The organism is Geobacter sp. FeAm09 (assembly GCF_008330225.1).
Lineage (GTDB): Bacteria > Desulfobacterota > Desulfuromonadia > Geobacterales > Pseudopelobacteraceae > Oryzomonas.
The window spans coordinates 3,687,170-3,706,691 of the sequence record NZ_CP042466.1; the positions used below are offsets into that span (position 1 = coordinate 3,687,170).

General features: G+C 61.2%; 14 protein-coding genes. 5 read left to right on the forward strand and 9 right to left on the reverse strand.

The window, feature by feature from the left end; all coding sequences use genetic code 11:
- Positions 1-108: 108 nt before the first annotated feature.
- The 5 genes from FO488_RS17375 (at position 109) to FO488_RS17395 (ending at position 3,855) form a co-directional block, all read left to right on the forward strand.
- On the forward strand, positions 109-1,314 hold the full coding sequence (locus tag FO488_RS17375; RefSeq protein ID WP_168206084.1) for a tetratricopeptide repeat protein: 1,206 nt from the start codon (positions 109-111) through the stop codon (positions 1,312-1,314).
- On the forward strand, positions 1,293-1,775 hold the full coding sequence (locus FO488_RS19545; RefSeq protein ID WP_168206085.1) for a glycosyltransferase family 9 protein: 483 nt from the start codon (positions 1,293-1,295) through the stop codon (positions 1,773-1,775). The genes FO488_RS17375 and FO488_RS19545 overlap by 22 nt, the downstream gene beginning before the upstream one ends.
- A 99-nt stretch (positions 1,776-1,874) precedes the next feature.
- Positions 1,875-2,744, forward strand: a complete 870-nt coding sequence (locus FO488_RS17385; protein ID WP_149211716.1) for a flagellin — start codon at positions 1,875-1,877, stop codon at positions 2,742-2,744.
- A gap of 102 nt (positions 2,745-2,846) precedes the next feature.
- Positions 2,847-3,428 (forward strand): hypothetical protein, encoded by a 582-nt coding sequence (locus FO488_RS17390; RefSeq protein WP_149211717.1) that lies wholly within the window; start codon positions 2,847-2,849, stop codon positions 3,426-3,428.
- Positions 3,429-3,438: 10 nt separating this feature from the next.
- Positions 3,439-3,855 (forward strand): flagellar biosynthesis repressor FlbT, encoded by a 417-nt coding sequence (locus FO488_RS17395; RefSeq protein WP_149211718.1) that lies wholly within the window; start codon positions 3,439-3,441, stop codon positions 3,853-3,855.
- Between the two features lie 6 nt (positions 3,856-3,861).
- Here FO488_RS17395 and FO488_RS17400 read toward each other — a convergent pair whose 3' ends face one another.
- The 9 genes from FO488_RS17400 to FO488_RS17440 form a co-directional block, all read right to left on the reverse strand.
- A complete protein-coding gene (locus FO488_RS17400) occupies positions 3,862-7,560 on the reverse strand; it encodes a glycosyltransferase (RefSeq protein ID WP_149211719.1) in 3,699 nt (1,232 codons plus the stop codon).
- A 32-nt stretch (positions 7,561-7,592) separates the two neighbouring features.
- Entirely contained in the window at positions 7,593-8,321 is a 729-nt protein-coding gene (locus FO488_RS17405) for a tetratricopeptide repeat protein (protein WP_149211720.1), read from the reverse strand.
- Positions 8,206-8,616: a tetratricopeptide repeat protein gene (locus FO488_RS17410; protein ID WP_168206086.1), complete on the reverse strand. Its 411-nt coding sequence runs from the start codon at positions 8,614-8,616 to the stop codon at positions 8,206-8,208. Before FO488_RS17410 ends, FO488_RS17405 begins: the two co-directional genes overlap by 116 nt.
- Before the next feature lie 79 nt (positions 8,617-8,695).
- Entirely contained in the window at positions 8,696-9,457 is a 762-nt protein-coding gene (locus FO488_RS17415; protein ID WP_149211722.1) for a lipopolysaccharide assembly protein LapB, read from the reverse strand.
- A 16-nt stretch (positions 9,458-9,473) separates the two neighbouring features.
- Positions 9,474-15,107 carry a glycosyltransferase gene (locus FO488_RS17420; protein ID WP_149211723.1) on the reverse strand — a complete coding sequence of 1,878 codons (5,634 nt, stop codon included), beginning with the start codon at positions 15,105-15,107 and terminating at the stop codon, positions 9,474-9,476.
- Positions 15,108-15,216: 109 nt separating this feature from the next.
- Positions 15,217-16,188, reverse strand: coding sequence for a glycosyltransferase (locus FO488_RS17425; protein ID WP_168206087.1), 972 nt, complete (start codon positions 16,186-16,188; stop codon positions 15,217-15,219).
- The gene (locus tag FO488_RS17430) at positions 16,182-17,018 is read right to left on the reverse strand and encodes a glycosyltransferase family 4 protein (protein WP_149211725.1); all 837 of its coding nucleotides are present in this window, start codon (positions 17,016-17,018) and stop codon (positions 16,182-16,184) included. The genes FO488_RS17425 and FO488_RS17430 overlap by 7 nt, the downstream gene beginning before the upstream one ends.
- Before the next feature lie 244 nt (positions 17,019-17,262).
- Positions 17,263-17,805: a hypothetical protein gene (locus FO488_RS17435; protein WP_149211726.1), complete on the reverse strand. Its 543-nt coding sequence runs from the start codon at positions 17,803-17,805 to the stop codon at positions 17,263-17,265.
- Between the two features lie 103 nt (positions 17,806-17,908).
- On the reverse strand, positions 17,909-19,375 hold the full coding sequence (locus FO488_RS17440; protein WP_149211727.1) for a methyltransferase domain-containing protein: 1,467 nt from the start codon (positions 19,373-19,375) through the stop codon (positions 17,909-17,911).
- Positions 19,376-19,522 lie beyond the last annotated feature (147 nt).

Consider the following 19,522-nt stretch of genomic DNA (forward strand, 5'->3'; position numbering starts at 1 on the left):
CATATCGTCAATCCCAAATTGAATTTTACCGAAAAGTGCAGTACATCTGCAATAATGAAATCCCGATCCGCAGCAGGGCGGTTTCACCCGAGGCATCACAGACACGCCATGACGGCCATCGAACGACAACTGGAGCTCCTCAGCCAGTACGAATCCCGCCAGGAGTGGGATGCGGCGGAAGCCCTGTGCCTTGACCTCCTCTCCCAATACCCCCGGCAGGTGCCCCTGCTGGTGCAGGCGGCCGCAATGGCCAGGCGCCGGCAGGCTTCCGGCGTCGCCGAAGCGCTTCTCTACCGGGCCCTGGCAATCGACCCGCTCAATACGGCCGCCTACCTCTCCCTGGGCATGGCCCGCTACGAACAAGGCGATCCGGACGAGGCGGAGCGCTACTTCCGCAAGGCTCTCCTCGTAAGCCGCGGAGAGGATGAGGCCGGCCGGCATCTCGGTACGCTGCTCAACGAGCAGGGGCGATTCCTCGAGACGGTGGCGCTGCTCGGCGTTGCGCAGCGCCGAAACCCGGAAGCGACCGGCATCACCCTCTGCCTCGCCGATGCCTCCTACGGCGCGGGGCGCTTCGCGGAAGCATATCCCCTGTACCGCAGCGTCCTTGACCGGCAGCCGGGCAACGTCAACGCCCTCATCAGCATGGGGGCCCTGTGCGAGCACCTCGACCGCCTGGACGAGGCGTGGCGGCACCTCATACGCGCCCGGGAACTGGCCCCCGGCAACCCGAAGGTCCACCTGAACCTTGGCGGAGTCTGCCGGCGCACCCTCAGGCTCCAGGAGGCGCTTGACCATTACGGAGCGGCCCTGGCCCTGCAGCCGGGATACCCGACGGCGCTCTGGAACATCTGCCAGATAGAGTTGCTGCTGGGGCGCTACCGGGAGGGGTTCCGGGATTTCGACAGCCGCTTTGCGACCTCGCAACCGGTCAGGCTGCGCAGGACCGCACTGCCGTACTGGAACGGAGAGCCGGCTACCGGAAAGCGGCTGTTGGTGCAGTGCGAACAGGCCTACGGGGATACGCTCCAATTCGCCCGCTACATCCCCCAACTCGCCGCCGGGGGGATGCGGATCGTGCTGGAGAACCATCACGCCCCCCTCGACACCCTGCTCCTCTCCCTGGAAGGGGTGGAAAGGATGGTCAGCGACGGCTCGGGCGATGCGGCCTGCGATGCCGTCTGCCCCCTGCTCTCCCTCCCCCGGCTCCTGGGCACCACCCTGCATACGGCCCCCAGCATGTCCCCTATCTCTCCCCATCGGCGGCAAAAAGGGCGGCCTGGCAGACCCGGGTGGCCGAAGACGCCAATCTGAAAGTCGGGATATGCTGGGCCGGGCGGAGGTTCCCCGACCACAGGCGCTCCATCCTCCCCCATCTGCTCGCGCCGCTGGCCGAGTTGAGCCACATCAGCTGGTATTCTCTCCAGGTGGACGAATCCGGCGCAACGTGCGGCACGGGGAGGCCGGCGCTGCCGCTCATCGACCTGACCGGGCATATCCGCGATTTTGAGGATACCGCAGCGCTGATCGCCTGCCTCGATCTGGTCATAACCATAGACTCGGCCGTTGCCCATCTGGCCGGTTCCCTGGCCAAGCCCGTCTGGGTGCTGCTCCCCTTTGCGCCGGACTGGCGCTGGCTGCTGGGGCGTGACGACAGCCCCTGGTACCCGACGGCGCGCCTCTTCCGGCAAGCGCACCCCGGCGCCTGGGAGGAGGTCGTCACCGCGGTGGCCGGGCAATTGTGCAAAAAAATGGCCATGAACGGCAAAAGATAAAATTCTGCTAAAGTTATGGAAAAGCGGCACCGATAAGAACTCTAAACAAACCCTGCGCGGCAAGAAATGCCGCCGATAACCCAGAAAGGAGCAGTAACCATGGCAATCAATGACATTTCCCTCACCAGCGGCATGCGCAACAACCTGCTGTCCCTCCAGGACACCACCAAACTGATCAGCAGGACCCAGACCCGTCTGTCCACCGGCAAACAGGTCAACACCGCTCTCGACAACCCGACCAACTTCTTCGCAGCCCAGACCCACACCGCCCGCGCTTCCGACCTGTCGTCCCGCAAAGACGGCATGAGCGAGGCCGTGCAGATGGTTCAGGCCGCCAACGCAGGCATCACCGGCATCACCTCCCTGATCGAGTCCGCCAAAGGTGTCGCCCAGGCCGCATTGGCAACCAGCAACGTTACCGACCGCAACACCTACGCAACCACCTTCAATACCCTGATGACCCAGATCACCGAACTGGCCAGCGACTCCGGCTACCGCGGCACCAACTTCCTCAACGGCCAGAACCAGACCGTTGAATTCGCCCCCGCCACCGCCGCCGCCACCCTGCAGATCAAGGGCTTCGACGCTACGTCCACCGGCCTGGGCCTGAGCACCGCTTCCGCCACCAGCGGCGGCACCGCCGTCAGCGGCGACCTCGACTGGGGCAATGCATCCGCCACCACCGGCACCACCAACATCCAGTCTTCGGCCACCCAGCTCGAAGGCGCACTCAACACCCTGCGCAGCCAGTCGTCTTCGCTGTCCGCCAACCTGAGCGTTGTCACCACCCGTCAGTCCTTCACCGACAACATGATCAACACGCTCCAGACCGGCGCCGACAACCTGACCTTGGCCGACACCAACCAGGAAGGCGCCAACCTGCTGATGCTACAGACCCGCCAGAGCCTGGGCATCACGTCGTTGAGCCTCGCTTCCCAGGCAGCACAGGCTGTTCTGAGACTGTTCTAATCGCGGCACAGTCCGTCTGAATGGTAACGAAGGGGGGAAAAGAGCGATCGATCTTTTCCCCCCTTTTACCACTCATCGAGCCCTTCATGCAGGGATGACACCATGGACATCACTCCCATTGCAGCAGTCCAGACACCGTTGGTTCTCCCGGCCCAGGAACCGCCCCAGCCGTCGTCGCCCACCGGCGGCACTCAAACCGATGCCGCCCGGGATTCGGTCACCATCACCGCCACCTCCACCGACAAGACGCTTCAACTGGGGCACCTCAACGAGGGGAGCAACAGCGTTGCCCTGCAGACCGGAGCGGTGGACCAGAAACTTTCCGTGGTATCCGATGCGGTGGGCAAAATGAAGGAAGCGCTGGATACCATTGTCAAGAATTTCCCCCCCTTTCCGCCGGACAGCAGCGAACGCCAGAAGCTGCTCATGAGCTACCTCTCCATCAAAAAAGAGCTGGTCAAGATGATCGTCCCCGCACCGCCCCCGCCGCTCTACGAGAAGGTCAAACCCATGTGGGACAACCTCTTCCCGGCCGGTTCGCCCGATATGTCCCAACTCCCCGGCGAGATGAGCGACGGGACACCGGACACGGAACTCAGATCAAGCATCATCCAATTGAAGCACCTCCAGCAGGACATAACCTCGATCCGCACAACGCTGAAACAATCGCTTTCGGAAAGCTAAGCACACGCCCATGTCGCTGAAACTCCACCTCAAACCCCATGAAAAGATCATCGTCGGCGGCGCCGTCATCCAGTGCGGCAACCGTCCGATAGAATTCACGGTCGAAAACAGCGTGCCCATACTCCGCCAGAAGGACATCATGGCCGAGGCCGGGGCCACCTCTCCGGCCAGGCGCGTCTATTTCGTGCTCCAGCTCATGTATATCGACAGCGGCGCGAACGACACGAATTACCACGATGCGTTCCGCGAGCTGGAACGGGACATGACCGCCGCCGTACCGAGCAGCCGGCGGTTTTTCGACGAGATCAACGGGGAGATTGCGGCAGGAAGGTTCTACCAGGCCCTCAAGGCGGCCCAGGGACTCATGGCATACGAAACCCAGCTTCTGGAACAGATGGACGGCTCTCCATTGCCGACGGCAGGTTAGACAGGATCACGACCCCCCTCCCAGGCGGCACCCCGCCTTGCCGGCAGCGCCGACCACGGCAGCGGCATCAGCTCCCCTGCCCGCTTGCCGCAGGTGGCGCGCGGCCGTTTCAACGAAGGTGCCGAACTCCACATGGCGCTCCACCACGCTTCGGAAACATCCCTCCCCGCGCTCCGGTTCATGGTTGCAGCAACAGGCCACGGCCCGGACCAGGTCGAACATGACATAGTCGTCACGGTCGGCGGCCTGCCGTTCGTCGAGCAGGTGCAAGGCAGCCTGGTGCCGCCCCCTGAAGACCTCGATGAGAGCCAGGTTGGCCACGGCCTCGCGATAATCCCCCTGCAATTCCAGTGAACGTTTCGTGGCGCGGTACGCCTCGTCATAGCGCCCGAGGCAGAGGTTGGCATAGCCCAGATTGAAATAGGCCAACGCCGATTCGGGGTTGTACGGCAAAGCCCGCTGCCAGAGTTCGATGGCCTCTTCGTAGCGCTCGATGCCGGCGGCCTGGATGGCAAGTTCCACGATCGCCTTCGGCGAGCCGCCGCTTTCGGCGAGCTTCTTTACCCCTATTTCATAATACAGCGCCTTTTTCTGGTCCTGGCGCTTGTCGTCCAGATAGCCGTAGTGGTGGACCACCACCCGCGTTGCCGTTGGACAGGGTATCTTCAGACGCTCCAGCGTCGGTTCCACCATCTCGTGAATCGCGTTTTCAAACCGGATCTCCGGGCGATTTGGGAAGAGGCGCACCTTGTCGCTCGGCAGCCATCCCCGGCCGGCCTCCTCCGCAGGGTACCGGCCGTCCTGTTCCTGCCATTTTTCCACCAGCTTGTTGGTGTAGTTCCTGGTGGTGATGGTGTAGGCCACCATCCCGTCCCGGGGCCTGCCGACAAGGTCCCGAAGCGCCTCGTAATCCAGCGGGGAGATCACCTCATCCGCGTCCATGACCAGAATCCACGCCCCGGTTGCAGCGGCAAGGGCACAGTTGCGGGCCGCGCTGAAATCGCCGGTCCAGGCATGCCCGACGACTCGGGCCCCGAACGCCTCGGCGATCTCCCGCGTCCCGTCGCTTGAACCGGTGTCGCAGAGCACGATCTCATCCACCACCGGCTTGAGGCTGGCCAGACAACGGGGCAGGTCCCTGGCCTCATTCTTGGCGATCATGCAGAGGGAAACCGAGGTCCCTCGGGCAGCGGCCTCGAGGGGAATCACCAGGGGGCCGAGCGGACGCCGCAGGGCAAGGGCGGCATTCACCAGGCCCGGATCGGCGCCGAACAGCACCATGGCCCGCTCGGCATGGGCAAGTGCTGCCGGCAGGTCGCCGGCCTTGATCAGCAGGTCAATCAACAGATAGCGCAAATCCCGGTCATCGTCCCTGAAGTGCAGCGCTTCCTCGAACAGCCCGCGGGCAAGGGCCTGTTCCCCGGGCCCGGCGGCATGGCGATGGAGCCCCCGGGCCGCCTCCAGGCATGCCGGATCGACAATGCAGGCGCGCCGGTACCATTCGAACGCCGCCCCACGGTCATTGGCCGCTTCCGCAGCCTGGGCGAGACCGCAGAAGGCGTCGGGACTGGAGGGGTCCATGGCAGCGGCGGCGCCGAACGCCTCTGCGGCCAGGGCCGGCTCACCGTGGCGCAGGGCGATCACCCCCCTGATGAGGTGGAGATGCGGATAGGCGGGGTGGCAGCGGCCGGCGCGCCTGGCGGCGTCACGCGCCACCCCCTCCTGGGCGAGGAGACCGGCCGCCTGGGCCAGGAGATAGAGCGCCCACGGGGTCTCGTCGAGGCGGGGAGCCGGCCGGAGGGTCTGGAGAGCCTCGGCGGCCATGCCGCCCTCCAGGAGGATAGCAGCTATCGTGCAGTAGAAAAACATCTCGCCGGGAATCTGGGCGATGCCGTCCTTCAGCAGCACCTCCACCGCCGCGTTGGAGCGGCCCAGGCGCCTGAGCCGCTCCGCCTCCTCCAGGGTCTTGAGGGTGACCACCTTGCGGGCCAGGGCCGGCTCGGTGATGGTCCGGTTCCACTTGCGGTTGAAGACGCCCCGGTTGCCCGCCATGGACTGGGCGTAATCCAGATTGTTGCCCCGGAAACTGACGCTGCCGTAGTGATGGATGAACACGTCGCCGGCAATGAGGTTGCGGAACCCTTCCAGTTCGGCCCTGAGGCAATAATCGTCGTCCTCGAAGTTGCCGTTGCCGAAGGAGTCGTCCAGATAGCCGACACGGTTGAGCAGATCCCGGGTGAACAACATGCAAAAGCCGACGATCCTGCGGTTGTAGATGCGTCTGCCGGCAAAGCGGGCCCGGAGCGCGGCGGCAAACTCGTCGATGCCGTCCCGGGGCGCGGGAGGGGCGCCGGGAAGCCGCTGGATGCCGCTGATATTGTTGGTGAGCGGCCCGACGATGCCGGTTTCGGGGCGATGCCGGAAACAGTCCAGCAGGCCGGAGAGCCACCCCTCGGTCACCACCACGTCGTTGTTGAGCAGCAGGAGGTAATCCCCCTGGGCGGCCTCGAGCCCCTGATTGCACCCCTTGGCAAACCCCAGGTTGGCGCTGTTTTCGATAACCCGGCAGGTATCGGGTTCACGGGCGGCCAGCGCCCTGAGCCAGGGGACCGTCCCGTCCGTGGAGCCGTTGTCGATGAAGATCAGTTCATAGGGTTCCCGGGTATGGCGCTGGATGCTTGCGACGCATTCCATGGTATAGGGGAGCTGGTTGATGGTAAGGATGATGATGGAAACCAGCGGCAGGGGACGCCGCCCGACGTCGAGGAACCGCTCTTCGAGCCCGTCCGCCTGGAAATAGCGGTAATCGTCGCGGAATACCCGCCTGCCCCACTTGTCGAAAAAACGGGAGCGGTTGCGCTCGAAACGCGCCCTGATCCCCAGAAGCCGCTGCTCCACCTTCTGGTAAAGCCCGGGCAGGCGCGGGTCTGGCGGAGCCCCGGCGGCGGCCTGGCCGGAGAGCTCCTTCAGCAGGCGTTCCTCCTGGGAAAGTCCGTCATTCAGGGAGATGCTCTGGAAGTGAACCACCGTAGCGGCGGCACAGTAATGGATGCGCAGTCCCTGTTCGCGGTAGGCGTAGCAGAGGTCGTCGTCTTCCCAGCCGTTTTCGTACTGTTCGTCGAAGGGGCCGTACCGGAAGAATTCCGCCCTGCGCAGCAGCATGCAGGCCCCGGTGATGGCCTGGTAATCCCGGCTGCGGTTGACATGGGCCGCGTCGGCCGGCTCACGGTAGTAGAGGTGGTCGGGGTTCGAGCGGGGTGCCAGGTGGTCACCCCACACCTTGCCGCAGTGCTGGATCGTATCGTCGGGAAAAACGAGCTTGGGGCCCACGATCCCCACGTCCGGCCGGGATTCCAGAACCGCCACGAGGGTGGAGAGCCAGCCGGCGGTGACCATGGTGTCGTTGTTGAGGAACAGCAGGTAGTCGCCCTGGGCGAGGACCGCCCCCTGGTTGCACGATGCGGCAAAGCCGCGGTTGACGGAGTTGCGGAAATAACGCAGCCACGGCGTGGCGTCGGCAAGGGCGCGCAGCGCCTCTTCCGTGCCGTCATGGGAGGCGTCGTCGATAACGACGACCTCGAACAGGCCCGGTTCCGTGCCCTTTTCGAGGGACGCCAGGCACTGCCGGGTGAAATGCAGCTGATTATGGACCGGTATGACGATGCTGACGGCCGGCGCGGCAGAATGGGGACGGGGTGCATTCATGAGTGGGGTACGGGGCCCGCGTCGCAGGCCGGTCAGGTGATGAGCTCAAGAAACTCGCGCGCATCCTTGTTCCACGGTTCCAGCTCAAGGGCCTTGCTCACGAATACCTTGGCCTGCTCGCCCAGGTTGTTGACGGCGCTGATCTGCGCCAGTGCCAGAAGGGCCTCCACATCCTGGGGGTAGTCGCGGAGGACCTCGGTAAAGCAGTGGATGGCCTCGTCGGTCCTGCCCAGGGCGGAATAGTACAGGTTGGCCAGGTTCTTTCTGAACGTCGGGTTGCGCGGTTCCAGGCGCACCGCCTGCTCGTGGGCGGACAGGGAGCGCCCGGGATCGCCCAGCCGGTAGTACAGGACCCCAAGGTCGTTGTAGGCAACGGCGTGGTCCGGGGCTGCCTTCACCAGCTCTTCCAGTTCCTGCACCGCTTCCGCAACCATCCCCTGCTCGGCGTGAAGGACTGCCTCGCGATAGCGCTCCTCCGGGGACCGGGCCGGTGCAGCCAGGCGGGAAATCGACTGGCGGAGTCCCTGCAAGACGGCATCGAGCTGCGCCGCCGGCGCCTCCTGGGTGCATGACGGGGCGGGCGCGCTTGCGGCCTCTCCCCTGCGGAGGTCATCGAGGAGGGCCCGTGCCTCCCGGTTCCCCGGTTCAAGCGTCAAGATCCGGTCGAGAAAGATCTCGGCCTCCTGGATTCTGCCGGTCTTCACGCCGATGGCCGCCAGGGAGGCGAGGATTTCCGTATCCTCGGGCCTGCTTTTGAGCACGCCTCAGCATGGCGATGGCGTCGTCGAACCAGCCGAGCTCAACGGTGTAGAACTCGGCCAGGTTTTTGACAAAGGTGGGGTTGCCGGCATCCAGGCGATTGGCCTTTTCATAGTTGGCCAGGCTGCGGAGCAGATCGCCGGTGCGGTAATAGAGCACCCCCAGGTCATTATGGGCTTGGGCGAAGTCGGGATGGCTCGTGAGAAAAAACTCGATCCGCTCAACGGCGAGGGGCGCGTCACCCGCCAGATACGGCTGCAACTGGCTGTAAGCGGCCTGGGCTACCTGATCGTTCATCGATACTCCGTTCATATCCTTAAACCCTCTTCCCCCATACGGCGGGCGAGCCCACCGACGGAGTCATTTTCATATCACTTCACAGGGACCTTTGCAACGACAAAACATCGGCATCTCCCGGATATCGTTGCAGATACACGGCGCATACCTCCCTGCCGTCCCGCGCCAGCCCCGCATCCCCCAAACGCTGCGCCAGCGCGAGCACCGTCGCGCGGTGGAAGGGGTTGGCCTGGAAGGCGGCGACAAGGGGGGCGAGGGTGTCCGACCCGGCGGGACCGGCAGCCTCCAGCGGGCCGAGCATGGCCAGGTAATCGCGAACCTCGGGGGCATCCGGGTTCCGCGCCAGATATTTCCGGCAGTGGTCCAGGGCAGCCGGACGGTAGGGCTCGCCGCCGGGGCCTGTGGCACAACGGACCAGTTCGTCCAATGCGGCCAGGTTGTCCGGCGCCTCGTGGAGGGACTGCAGCAGCAGGTCGATCCCCTCTTCGTACCGGCCGAGCTTGAGCTGCGCCATGCCCAGGCCGCACAGCGCCTTGGGTTCGCGGGGATCGACATGGAGCACGTTGCCGAAGGCGAGGGCCGCCGCTTCGGGTGCCCCGGCCAGGAGGGAAACGATCCCCAGGCCAGCATTGGCCGGTATGTTGCGGATATCCGCTTCCAGGATCTCTTCGAACAGGACCTGCGCCTCTTCCAGCTTGCCCAGCCGGGTGAAGCACTCTCCCATGTCGGCCAGCAGCGCCAGGCGGGCCTGGACAAAGGCCTCGATGGCCTTTTCGAAACTGCCTTTCCCCCGGTAGTACTCCGCGGCCTTGATCCAATCGCTCAGGGAGTGGGTTTTCATAGTATTCCTTTCTCTATCAGTGCTCTCGAAGAGGTGGTATGTCGCCGGCGCCGGAGCCGCCCGAATAGGCCTTCAACACCGCCTTCATGCGTGGGGAGGCGGCAAGCCGGGCCAACGGGGTCTCCGCGTAGGCCCCCACCAGGGGGACCAGGGGATACCGGCCGGCCGGGCGCGCCGCTGCGGCGGGCCGTTGCCGTATGGTGCAGGAGCCGTCGGCATGCCACTGGACGCTGAAACCTTCGGCGCTGTAGATGGCCTCGTCGTCGCTGCGCACCTTCCCCTGCCAGCGCGCCAGATAGCGCTGCATGTTCTGGGCGTCGAACTGTTTGCGCCCTTCGCTCTGCTCCTCGTGGTGGATCACCAGCGCATGGGGGGTGTAGAGGACCTTTTTCCCCGCCTGCCCCGCCCGCAGGCAGAAGTCCACGTCCTCGAAGCCGTTGCGGAAATGTTCATCGAACCCGCCAAGCTCCAGAAAAAGCTGCCGGGAAACGAGCAGGCAAGCGGCGGTGACGCACTGCATGGACCGTTTTTTGTTCACCGCCGGGGCGTCGGCGGGGAAATTCCTGAAGATATGGTAGCCGATACCGTTTCGGTTGAACGCCACCCCGGCATGCTGGACCCGGCCGTTGGGATAGAGCAGTTTTCCGCCGACGATGTCCGCACCGTCCTCGTCCGCACCGGCCAGCAGGGCGTCCAGCCAGCCGGCCTGGGGCTTGGTGTCGTTGTTGAGGAACAGCAGATACGCCCCCCTGGCGGCCTGGGCGCCCTGGTTGCACGCCCGGGCAAAGCCCAGGTTGTCGCCGTTCGTGATGACGGTAACCTCAGCGCCGAGGCTTTTCACGTACTCCCCCGTCCAGTCCCGGGAGCCGTTGTCCACCAGGATCAGTTCATACCGGCCAGGATCGCCGGCCGTTGCGCGCACCGCTTCCACGCAGGCCTTTGTCAGGTGCGCCTGGTTGTACAGGGGGATGACGATGGACACCCGGGGCGCCGGCCCCGTCCCAGCCATCCCGTAGGGCCCGATGGCCGCGCCCGTCCGCTCGGCCCTGCCGTCGGCCCGGACCACCATATCCGGGGTGATCTTCCCGAGCCAGGAGCGGTGCAGACGTTCGATATTCCCGGCCACCCGGGTAAACCGCTCCGGGCCGCTCTTGGACTCGTGGTGGACCACGACGCTCCGGGGCTGGTAGACGAGCGGCCATCCCCGCTGCCCCAGCTTGAAGCAGAGGTCCACGTCTTCGTAGCCGTTCCAGTACCCCTCGTCGAACCCCGCCACCGCCTCGAAGGCGGTCCGCCTCACCAGCAGGCAGGCGGCCGTCAGGGCCTGGTAGCGGTACGGCTCGTTTGCCTCCGGCAGGTCGGCCGGCCGGCCACGCCAGATATGCTCGCCGCACAGGGGGTCATTGCCGGCACGATTATCCACCATCACCACCCCGGCATGCTGGATGGTGCCGTCGGGATACAGGAGCTTGCTCCCGGCGGCGGCCACAGCCGGGTCGTCTTCCAGCACCCGCACCAAAGGCTCAAGCCACCCCGGCTGGGGAACCGTGTCGTTATTGAGGAAGAGCAGGTATTTCCCCCGGGCGGCCCGGGCCCCCTGGTTGCAGGCCCTGGCAAACCCCTGGTTCGAACCGTTCCCGATGACGGCGACCCGGTCCCCGGCGGCACGGAGATAGTCGGCGGTCCCATCGGTGGAGCCGTTATCCACCAGGATGATTTCGTGGGGGATGGCAGCCCCGACCGTCCGGGCGAGGCCTTCCAGGCATTGCTTGGTCAAATCGACCCGGTTGAACAGCGGGATGATTATGGAAACCACGATGTCCACAGCAGGCGTGGCGACAGGTGCACCGAAGCTCGTGACCTCACCGGCGGAGGCACGATGGTGTGGCTGCCCCCCCCTGGCCGCGATGATCTGCCGATAGACGTCGAGCCAGCGGTGCGCCCCTTTTTTCACGGTATATTCGGACAGCACCTTTTGGCGGGCGTTCAGTGCGATGGCACGCCGCAGCTCCCGGTTTCGGATCAGCAGATCGATGGCGTTGAACCACTGCTGCGGATCGCTCCCGGCCAGAATCCCGGTGACGCCATGCTCCACCGTGGTGTTATAGGCGGGGAGATCGGCATAGATGCCGGCAACGCCGCACGCCGAGTACTCCAGCCACTTCACGTTGCTTTTGCAGCGGTTGAAGGGATTATCCTCAAGCGGCACGAGGGCGATATCCATGGGGACCTGCTGGAGGGTGCGCGCATAGGCCTGGTAGGTGGTTTCGAACGGGATGAACCTGAAACCGGGGAGCCGGGAGAGGCGCTCCGTCGCGCACCCCATGAAGGTGAAGGCGACCTCGCCGGGGTGTGCGGCGGCGATCCGCTCCAGGGTTTCCTCCAGGAAGGCGATATCGGGGATGTGGGTGTTGGTGCCGGTGAAGCCGATGACGACCCTGCCGTCGCCGGACGGCGGAACGGGCTGTTCCCACAGGGTGTCGTCAATGAGGTTCGGCAGCACGAATATGGAGGGGTTCAGACGGCTGAAGGCCTCTTTGAGCGCATCGGTGGAAACGGTAACGGCATCGCAGTCCCGTATGCACTCTTCCATGTGGCCGATACATTGCTGCGCCCATTCGTAACTCGGGTTCGACCGGGGAATGGCCGTGATGTAATCGTCCACCTCGAAGACAACCGGCTTGCCCGTGGCCATCAGTTGCCTGATGACCGGCATGGACATCTCGTGGGGGAAAAACCGCTGAATGATGAACAGGTCGCTCTTGTCCAGCCCCTCCAGGTCGATCTTGAACGAGCCCCCCTCGGTTTTCACCGGCCAGCGGAATTCCGCCTCGACCGGCAGGGCCCGGGCAGGGGAGTACAGGCGGTAATAGCCGCAGGCATGGCTGCTGTCGTCATGGGAAAAGACCGCCACCTTCAGCGGGGACACGCCGGCAGGGGCTGCGGCGGCCCCCGGAACGGACAATCCCGGCCGCCCCTGGGCCGCCCACCGTTCAAAAGCCTCTGATTTGGCATACAGCGGCTTCGTCCCGCTCTTGTAGGCCAGGAGGTTGCTGTCGCGCAGGCCGCTCCGGATGGTCTGGCGGCGAATCTCGTCCTTCCACAGGCGGTACGCCTGCTGCTGCTCCTCCTCGACGCCGTCGGCCGCCTCCAGGCTCTCCTCGTCGATCTTTGCCGCCCGCCCCGCCGGCAGATGGAAGCCGATGGCCTCGTCCTCCATGTAGGCGTACTGGATGCCGGCAAGGTACATGCGGTAGCAGTAGTCGAAATCCTCTTCGCTATACAGGCCGTAATCCTCGCACCAGTAGCCGAGCCGCTCCCGCGTCCGGGCCGGGATCAGGAAACAGGCCCCGCCCAGGTTGCCGTTCTTGAGGCGGACAGGATGCCCGTTCAGGCTGTGGAGCGGATAGGAGGTGGGCTCGAAACTGTAGGCCAGGGCGCCCACCTGGGGGGTGTCCTCCAGAATGCGCACCATGGCGGAAAGCCAGCCGCGCTTCTGGACGACGATGTCGTTGTCGAGCTTGAGATAGTATCCGGCATCGGGCACGAGGCTCCAGGCGATGTTGGACGCCTTCGCCACCCCGATATTCTCGTCGAGCAGCACCAGATTGGCGATCACCCCCCGCGCCTTCAGCTCCTGCAGGTACGCCTGGGTGCCGTCCTCGCTGTTGTTGTCCACCACGGTCAGGACATAGGGATGATCGGTGCATGCCACCAGCGCGTCGATGGCTTGCCGGGTGAACGCAAGCCGGTTATAGGTGATCATGCCGATATTCACGGCCGTTTTTTCCCCGTTGTTCCGTGCGGCTTTCTGCGCAGCCAGCCGTTCCCAGTACGACCACGGCAGCGCCTGGGCGAGGGAGACGGTTTTGCGGTACACCAGGGTGAAGCCGTTGCCGATCTTGTCGTCAACCTCCTGGTAATCCACCAGTTCCAGGCGCCGGCCGAAGATTTCGCCAATAAAACCCCGCATCCCGGCAATGTCGAAGACATGGTAGTGGCAATGGCCGAGCTGCCCCGCCTCCGGCTCCGAACGGCCGTCGGCCTGGTTGGCGAAATCCGCCAGGACATGCTGCCATTCGGTAAGGGGCCGGCCGGCATCGCTGGGAGAGGCGTCGCGATGCGGCACGATCATGTAGATGAGGCCGTTGTTCCTTACGATCCTGAACCATTCGAGCAGGGTTTTGATGAGGTCCGGGCAATGCTCGATGACGTGTGAGGAGAAGATGAAATCCTCAGACTCATCCCCAACCGGGATGGCATCGGCCAGCGCCTCGATGTGAATCGGCGCCACCGTGCCGGTCAGCCGCATCTGTTCCGCTTCGTAGATGGCGTCGCGCATCCCCACGTTGCGGGTATTCAGCCCGAAGGCGTTGTGCGCGGACGCCCCGATCTCAAGCCCTTTCAAGCCGTCGAGCCAGCGGTGCGCCAACCTGCTCCCCACCATGGCGGCAGCCGGCGCGCCGGCTGCCGCTGCTGTGGAAATCCGCGCCAACTCCCGGCCCAACCGTTCGGCCGCTTCGCCTTTCTGAAGCTTCATGTAACGTTCGAGCACCCCGGCCTCGTCCCCGGTGCCGGCCGTCAAAAGCTCATGGTACCGTTCGGCAAGCTCGCGGTAATAATCATGGGGGCGGTAACCGGCGCCGGCGCCATCAGTCCGGGTCAGGATGGCAGCCAATGTCCGCGACAGCCGCTCGGGCAACGAGGCCCTGAGGGATTCCGCCACGGGAACCAGCGCCTTGACAACGGTCTCCCGCACGGCGGCGTCGCAGTCGCACCAGAGCCACTCGCCGAAACGCTCCAGCAAGGCCGGCACGAAGCCGATGCCCCGGTACATATCCGCCTCCAGCGCCATCATGGTCTGCATTGTGGCGTTGACGGCCGCGACCAGATGTTCCGGCTGACGCAGATCCAGGAACGGGAACAGGGCGGCAAAGCGGTTCCTGTTGAGGAAATCCAGGCAGGAGCGGGCGACATCCATGGGCCCCGCCTCGGTGAAGCCGACCGTGCCCATGGCGCCATGCACCCTGGTTACGCAGGTGCGGCGGTCGATGTGATGCAGCCGGTAGCGGGCGCTGATGCGCAGCCACATATCCACGTCCTGGGCATACCGCAGGTCGGGGTTGAAGGTACCCACCGCCTCAAAGACCGACCGGTGGACCGCGATGCTGATGCCGTGCACATAGTTGGCCCGGAAGAAGGCGATTACCTGGGTGGCCCCGTCGGGCAGGTGCAGGTGGCGGCCGGGCGCCGATGGGGTGCGGACGCCGGAGTGGTCGTCCATCTCGGAAAACTCGCTGTGGAAAAACCGCGCATCCGGGTTTTGCCGTAGCGCCTCGGCAAAGATGGCCAGGGCATCCGGTTCGAACAGGTCGTCGGAGGAGAGCCAGCAGATCCATTCGCCCCGGGCGTGGCGCAGTCCCTCGTTCAAGGCGGTGGCCACGCCGCCGTTCTGCTTGTGGACCGGCCTGAAGCGCTCATCCCTGCCGGCATAGGCCGCCATGACCCGAGGCGTGTCGTCGCTTGAGCCGTCGTTGACGATGACCGCCTCCCACGTTGGGCAGGTTTGGGCAAGAAGGGTATCGAGGGCGTCCGGGAGGTACCGGGCCTGATTATAGGTCGGAACGATAATCGAAAAAAATGGGGTCATAAGACATGCCGTTCCCTTAATCGGTCATCCATCGTTCATGCCTGCGGCAGGCACACGGTCCGGCAGCTTTATTGCAGCAGAAACGAATCATTTGAGGCAGGTAATGCTCCTACTTTTTGACCATGCCCGCAACCACCTCGGATTTCATCTTCTGGAATGCGTCGTACTTCTTGATGACATCGATGATGTTGAGGGCTTCCACGCTTTTCGCCGTTATTCCCGGCTCAAGGTTTATGGCTTCATAAAAACAGTGTACGGCCTTCTCCAAATGCTCCGCACCGCGGGAAAACAGTTCCGCGCTACGTTGATCCACCCCCGGCTCGGCAGCGACGTCGAAATCCATCTCCCCTTCCTTCAGGTGGTACACGATGGAATCGAGGGCCGTCACATGCTGTACGCCGATCCGGGCGAGCTTATTGAAGAACACCTCGTCACCGTAGCCGACGACGTCATTGAAGGAGTTCCCGGCCAGGTTCCCTTCCGGATACAGTCCCACCTCCGCCGCCTGGTCCTTGTACAACATGCAGGGCATATAGGCCCCACCTTGTCTGAGACCGGTGATCTTCTGCCTGAGGACGAACTGCAAAAAGCCCTGCTTATCGAAATTGTCGGGAAGAGAACCGAATTCCGCGTGGTAGGCGCCGGGGAAAACATCGTACTTCGGGTGCTTGCGCTCAACCAACTGCGAACAGACGACTTTGTCGCGCCCCATGTATTTCAGCATATTTTCAAGCCAGTCGGGGGACACGTAGTTATCGCTGTTCAGCAGGACGACCAGTTCTCCCTTGGCGCGGAGTATCGCCTGGTTCCACCCCCGGTACACCCTGTGGATATATTCGGGGGTCCCATAACCGAGCCGGAACAACTCCTCTTCGGTCCTGCGGGGGTTGTGGTTGACGTAGTACGGGTACCCCTTCTGCTCCAGGAATGCGACCAGTTTCTCCGTCGGATCGTTGGCGATGAAGAAGAACTCGGCTTCACCGCTCCGCACGAGGGGGGTGAACTCGTGAATCGAGTCATACAGCCACTCGGCAAAGCGGGTAGACTTGTAGATCAGGGCCGCAATCGAAATCTTTACCATGTGATACCCCTTTGTTCCAGATATGAAGCCCATGTTTTCTTGACTGACCCGCGGTCCCACCCTAGGCGGAAGATATCGTCGCGGGGATTCTGCGACGGCTCGAAATCCTTACGGACGCCGTCCAGGATGACGACCGGCAGGTTGCTAGCCATCGCCTCCCACTCGATCATGTAAAACGGCTTGAGCATGCCGCTGCACAGGATGAAATCGGCACAGTTGAAGAGTTCGGCCAGCATCTCCTGGTTGACCAGGGTGAAATTGCTGGCGCCCGCCATCCGGGACGCCTCCGCCTCCTGTTTCCACACGATGATCCAGTGGACGTCCGGGTGTTCGCTTGCCCACTGCTGAAGGCGGCCAAACCCTTTCATGGGATGGGTCGTCCCCCCCCAGAACCCGACCCGCTTGTGGCGCGGGATGCCGTACTTGTCGCGCAAGGCGTCCCTGGCATTCATCGGCCTGAAGAGGTCGGTATTCACGCCGATGGGAATGATATCGACGGTGCCGAACGCGTCATAATACGGCTTGGCCAGGGGCGAGGCGACAACCCGATAGGTGCAGTATTTAGCGCATTCATATATCTTGTCGAGCTTCTGGTCCCACTCATGGGAGTTGAATACCACCTTCATCTCGGGCAGCAGCTCCCACAAGAGGGCGATACTCTTTACCGGGGCTCTGTTCAGAAAGCCGAGGGTGGAATAGCGCAATACCATATCATTGTTGTTGAACCCGGCCGGGTTCTCGAACAAGCTGCTGGGAAACTCCCTTTTGAACCAGGTCCAGAAGGTATCCTCGCCCAACCCGCTGACAACCTCTGCGTTAAGATAGATCATAATGTCTCCATGTACAATTTCATCACTCTCTTGATGTCCAAATAGTTGTCGTCACTTTCTCAGCGCAGGTAAAGGCGGGCACGAAGCAAGAGAAGCTATTGTTGTGGCGGCTTGGACCGTAACCGGCACACCGGGAATCGGCATACCCGAGTTTACCATCCAAATCATTTTTAAACAATTTTCGGAGTCAAAAGCAAAGGAGCGGAAAAGAGGCGCGAGCACCTCTTTTCCGCTACAAAAAATATCAGAAAGGGTTACCGCCATTTATCATTATAGAGTGGAAGCTGGGAATACTGGTGTTAAAGGCGGCAGCACCGTACTGCAAAAGCCCGTGTGCGACTATACCGACGGGAGCTTCTGAATCCTGAGTCCACTCAATAACACCATGACCATTACCCCCCTCTGTACTTGTCGGGGAATAAATCTTTATTTGTCCCGTTGTATAAGGTGCTAGGTCAAAAGTGGCAGTTGAATTGGTGCCGGATTCGTCATAATTTAGAACATCAACTGCAGTAATAAATCCAGTTGTTGACGAATTCCCGCTGTCTTTCAGAAAAACAGGAGGTATTTCACCTGCAAGAGGATTCCTAAAAAGCTTGATGGCCACATGGATATTGGCTCCAGTTACGTTAGAAATATAATAATAAGACGCCCATATTCTAGATGAGTCGGTATAGTAGTGGTACTTCGAAATATATGCTTTACCACTAGCAGCAAATACAGGTGCAACCTGTACCAACAGCATTAAAGTCACCACGGAAACCGATAGGAACAGATTTTTTTTCATGGTACTACCTCCTGGAGAGAATAGAATGCTGCTGCATAATAATTTATGGCTATTTCAAAGCGAGGATAAAACAAACTTACCATTAACTTACGTTTGAATAATATTATTGCGTTATTGATATCAGATAATTACCGCTTTCCGGCCTGGTGCCGGTAAAGTAATTCTCCATGAAGAAACCCAATTGGTGCCCGGCAGCCAGTTCCCGCTGGATATTGTCCAGCCGCATGTGCTTGCAGTAGGAGACGATCCGGGCATCGAACCTGCTGATGAAATCCGCGAGATACGCATCCGTGAAGGGGGTGATATGATAGTGTTCGTCATTGACCTCATGGTCATGGACAATGGGGGTAGAGATAAAAATTCTTTCAACGCCTGCATCGAGAGCTGATAATACTATTTCATAGGGAAATTTGAGATGCTCTATCCCCTCGACAAAAAACATCTGCTTGACGCCCCCCTGGCGGATCATTTCCTTCAAGGTGCGGATATCGTCGTACAGATTGAGATCGAGCCGATGATATTCCGTATGGGGCGACGAGTTGTTCTTGGTGGCGAACCGTAGCGCATCATCGGAGTAGTCCACGCCGATGGCCAGCCTTCCCGTATATTCGGAGATCAGTTTCGTACCGGCTCCCGACTCGGAACACAGGTCGATCGTTACGGACTTGTCCGCCAGGTGGATAAATTTCTGGTAGATCAGGTAATGCGCGACCCATATGGATTCCAGCATGCGGCCTTTATCATAGACTACCGTGTATCGCTCCGTACTGCCATTTTCAGACAAGTTGCCGCTTTTAACCACAGGCAAAACGTCTGATATATCAGATAGAGAATTACAGGCACTATCGACCTGTCTAATAATTCCATCCATATCTCCATTTGGTGTGTTATTAGCCATAATTGGCAACCTATTTAAAGTATATTCCAATGGAGATATAAATCCTTTTCCAACAATTGGCTCTTCGTTTATCCAGGTTGGTTCGTATTTCTTACCGTTTTCACCTTTCTGTTTATTGAAAATGGCCGTGATCTCATAAGGTGAATGCTCGCGCCATTTTTTGATTATCTTCGTTAAATCCATCTTTTCCCAGATAGGTATCGAGCCGCCTGCTGAAGGATCAATGGAGATTTTACCACTGTCCATTTCGCGAAATCTTTCTTCAAACCAGCCACTAGCGTGGTAGTCCCATTTGGCACGCCCTTCTCCAAAAACTGCCCCCACAAGCCATCGAAGCTGCTCTTCCGGAGTTCTAAACTTATTGTGATGATAATCAAAAACTTTTGTTATTGTCAGCATTTCAAAGTCTGGGACGATTATTGACAAAACACCGCCAGGTTTCAAAACCCTTTCACATTCCTGCAAGAATGGTATCGCTTCAGTCCTTAACTTTAAATGCTCCAAAAAATGGCTTGTAAAAATTTCATCAACAGAATTATCACCATAAGGTAATTTTTCTGTCAGATTACAAGCAATAACACCATTAGCCCGGCACTCGTAATCCAGATTATCCCATCCTGTTAATACTATATTGCCACATGCCAAGTTCAATTTTTTCAAGGCGATCACCATTCCATGTAACAACTTAATATTTCATCAAATTTTATGTGTTTATACAAATGAATCACTCCGCCGCAAGCAGCGGGGTATCTACAATCTCTAGCTGATACTTGAATCGCCCCAAGGGGCGGGGAATTCGACCCTCAGAGATTAAATGTT

What these genes read in the sequence shown, in the direction of transcription:
- FO488_RS17375 (WP_168206084.1), top strand. Translation starts at nt 109, where the DNA reads ATGACGGCCATCGAACGACAACTGGAGCTCCTCAGCCAGTACGAATCC.
- FO488_RS17385 (WP_149211716.1), top strand. Translation starts at nt 1,875, where the DNA reads ATGGCAATCAATGACATTTCCCTCACCAGCGGCATGCGCAACAACCTG.
- FO488_RS17390 (WP_149211717.1), top strand. Translation starts at nt 2,847, where the DNA reads ATGGACATCACTCCCATTGCAGCAGTCCAGACACCGTTGGTTCTCCCG.
- FO488_RS17395 (WP_149211718.1), top strand. Translation starts at nt 3,439, where the DNA reads ATGTCGCTGAAACTCCACCTCAAACCCCATGAAAAGATCATCGTCGGC.
- FO488_RS17400 (WP_149211719.1), bottom strand. Translation starts at nt 7,560, where the DNA reads ATGAATGCACCCCGTCCCCATTCTGCCGCGCCGGCCGTCAGCATCGTC.
- FO488_RS17410 (WP_168206086.1), bottom strand. Translation starts at nt 8,616, where the DNA reads ATGAACGATCAGGTAGCCCAGGCCGCTTACAGCCAGTTGCAGCCGTAT.
- FO488_RS17415 (WP_149211722.1), bottom strand. Translation starts at nt 9,457, where the DNA reads ATGAAAACCCACTCCCTGAGCGATTGGATCAAGGCCGCGGAGTACTAC.
- FO488_RS17420 (WP_149211723.1), bottom strand. Translation starts at nt 15,107, where the DNA reads ATGACCCCATTTTTTTCGATTATCGTTCCGACCTATAATCAGGCCCGG.
- FO488_RS17425 (WP_168206087.1), bottom strand. Translation starts at nt 16,188, where the DNA reads ATGGTAAAGATTTCGATTGCGGCCCTGATCTACAAGTCTACCCGCTTT.
- FO488_RS17430 (WP_149211725.1), bottom strand. Translation starts at nt 17,018, where the DNA reads ATGATCTATCTTAACGCAGAGGTTGTCAGCGGGTTGGGCGAGGATACC.
- FO488_RS17435 (WP_149211726.1), bottom strand. Translation starts at nt 17,805, where the DNA reads ATGAAAAAAAATCTGTTCCTATCGGTTTCCGTGGTGACTTTAATGCTG.
- FO488_RS17440 (WP_149211727.1), bottom strand. Translation starts at nt 19,375, where the DNA reads ATGGTGATCGCCTTGAAAAAATTGAACTTGGCATGTGGCAATATAGTA.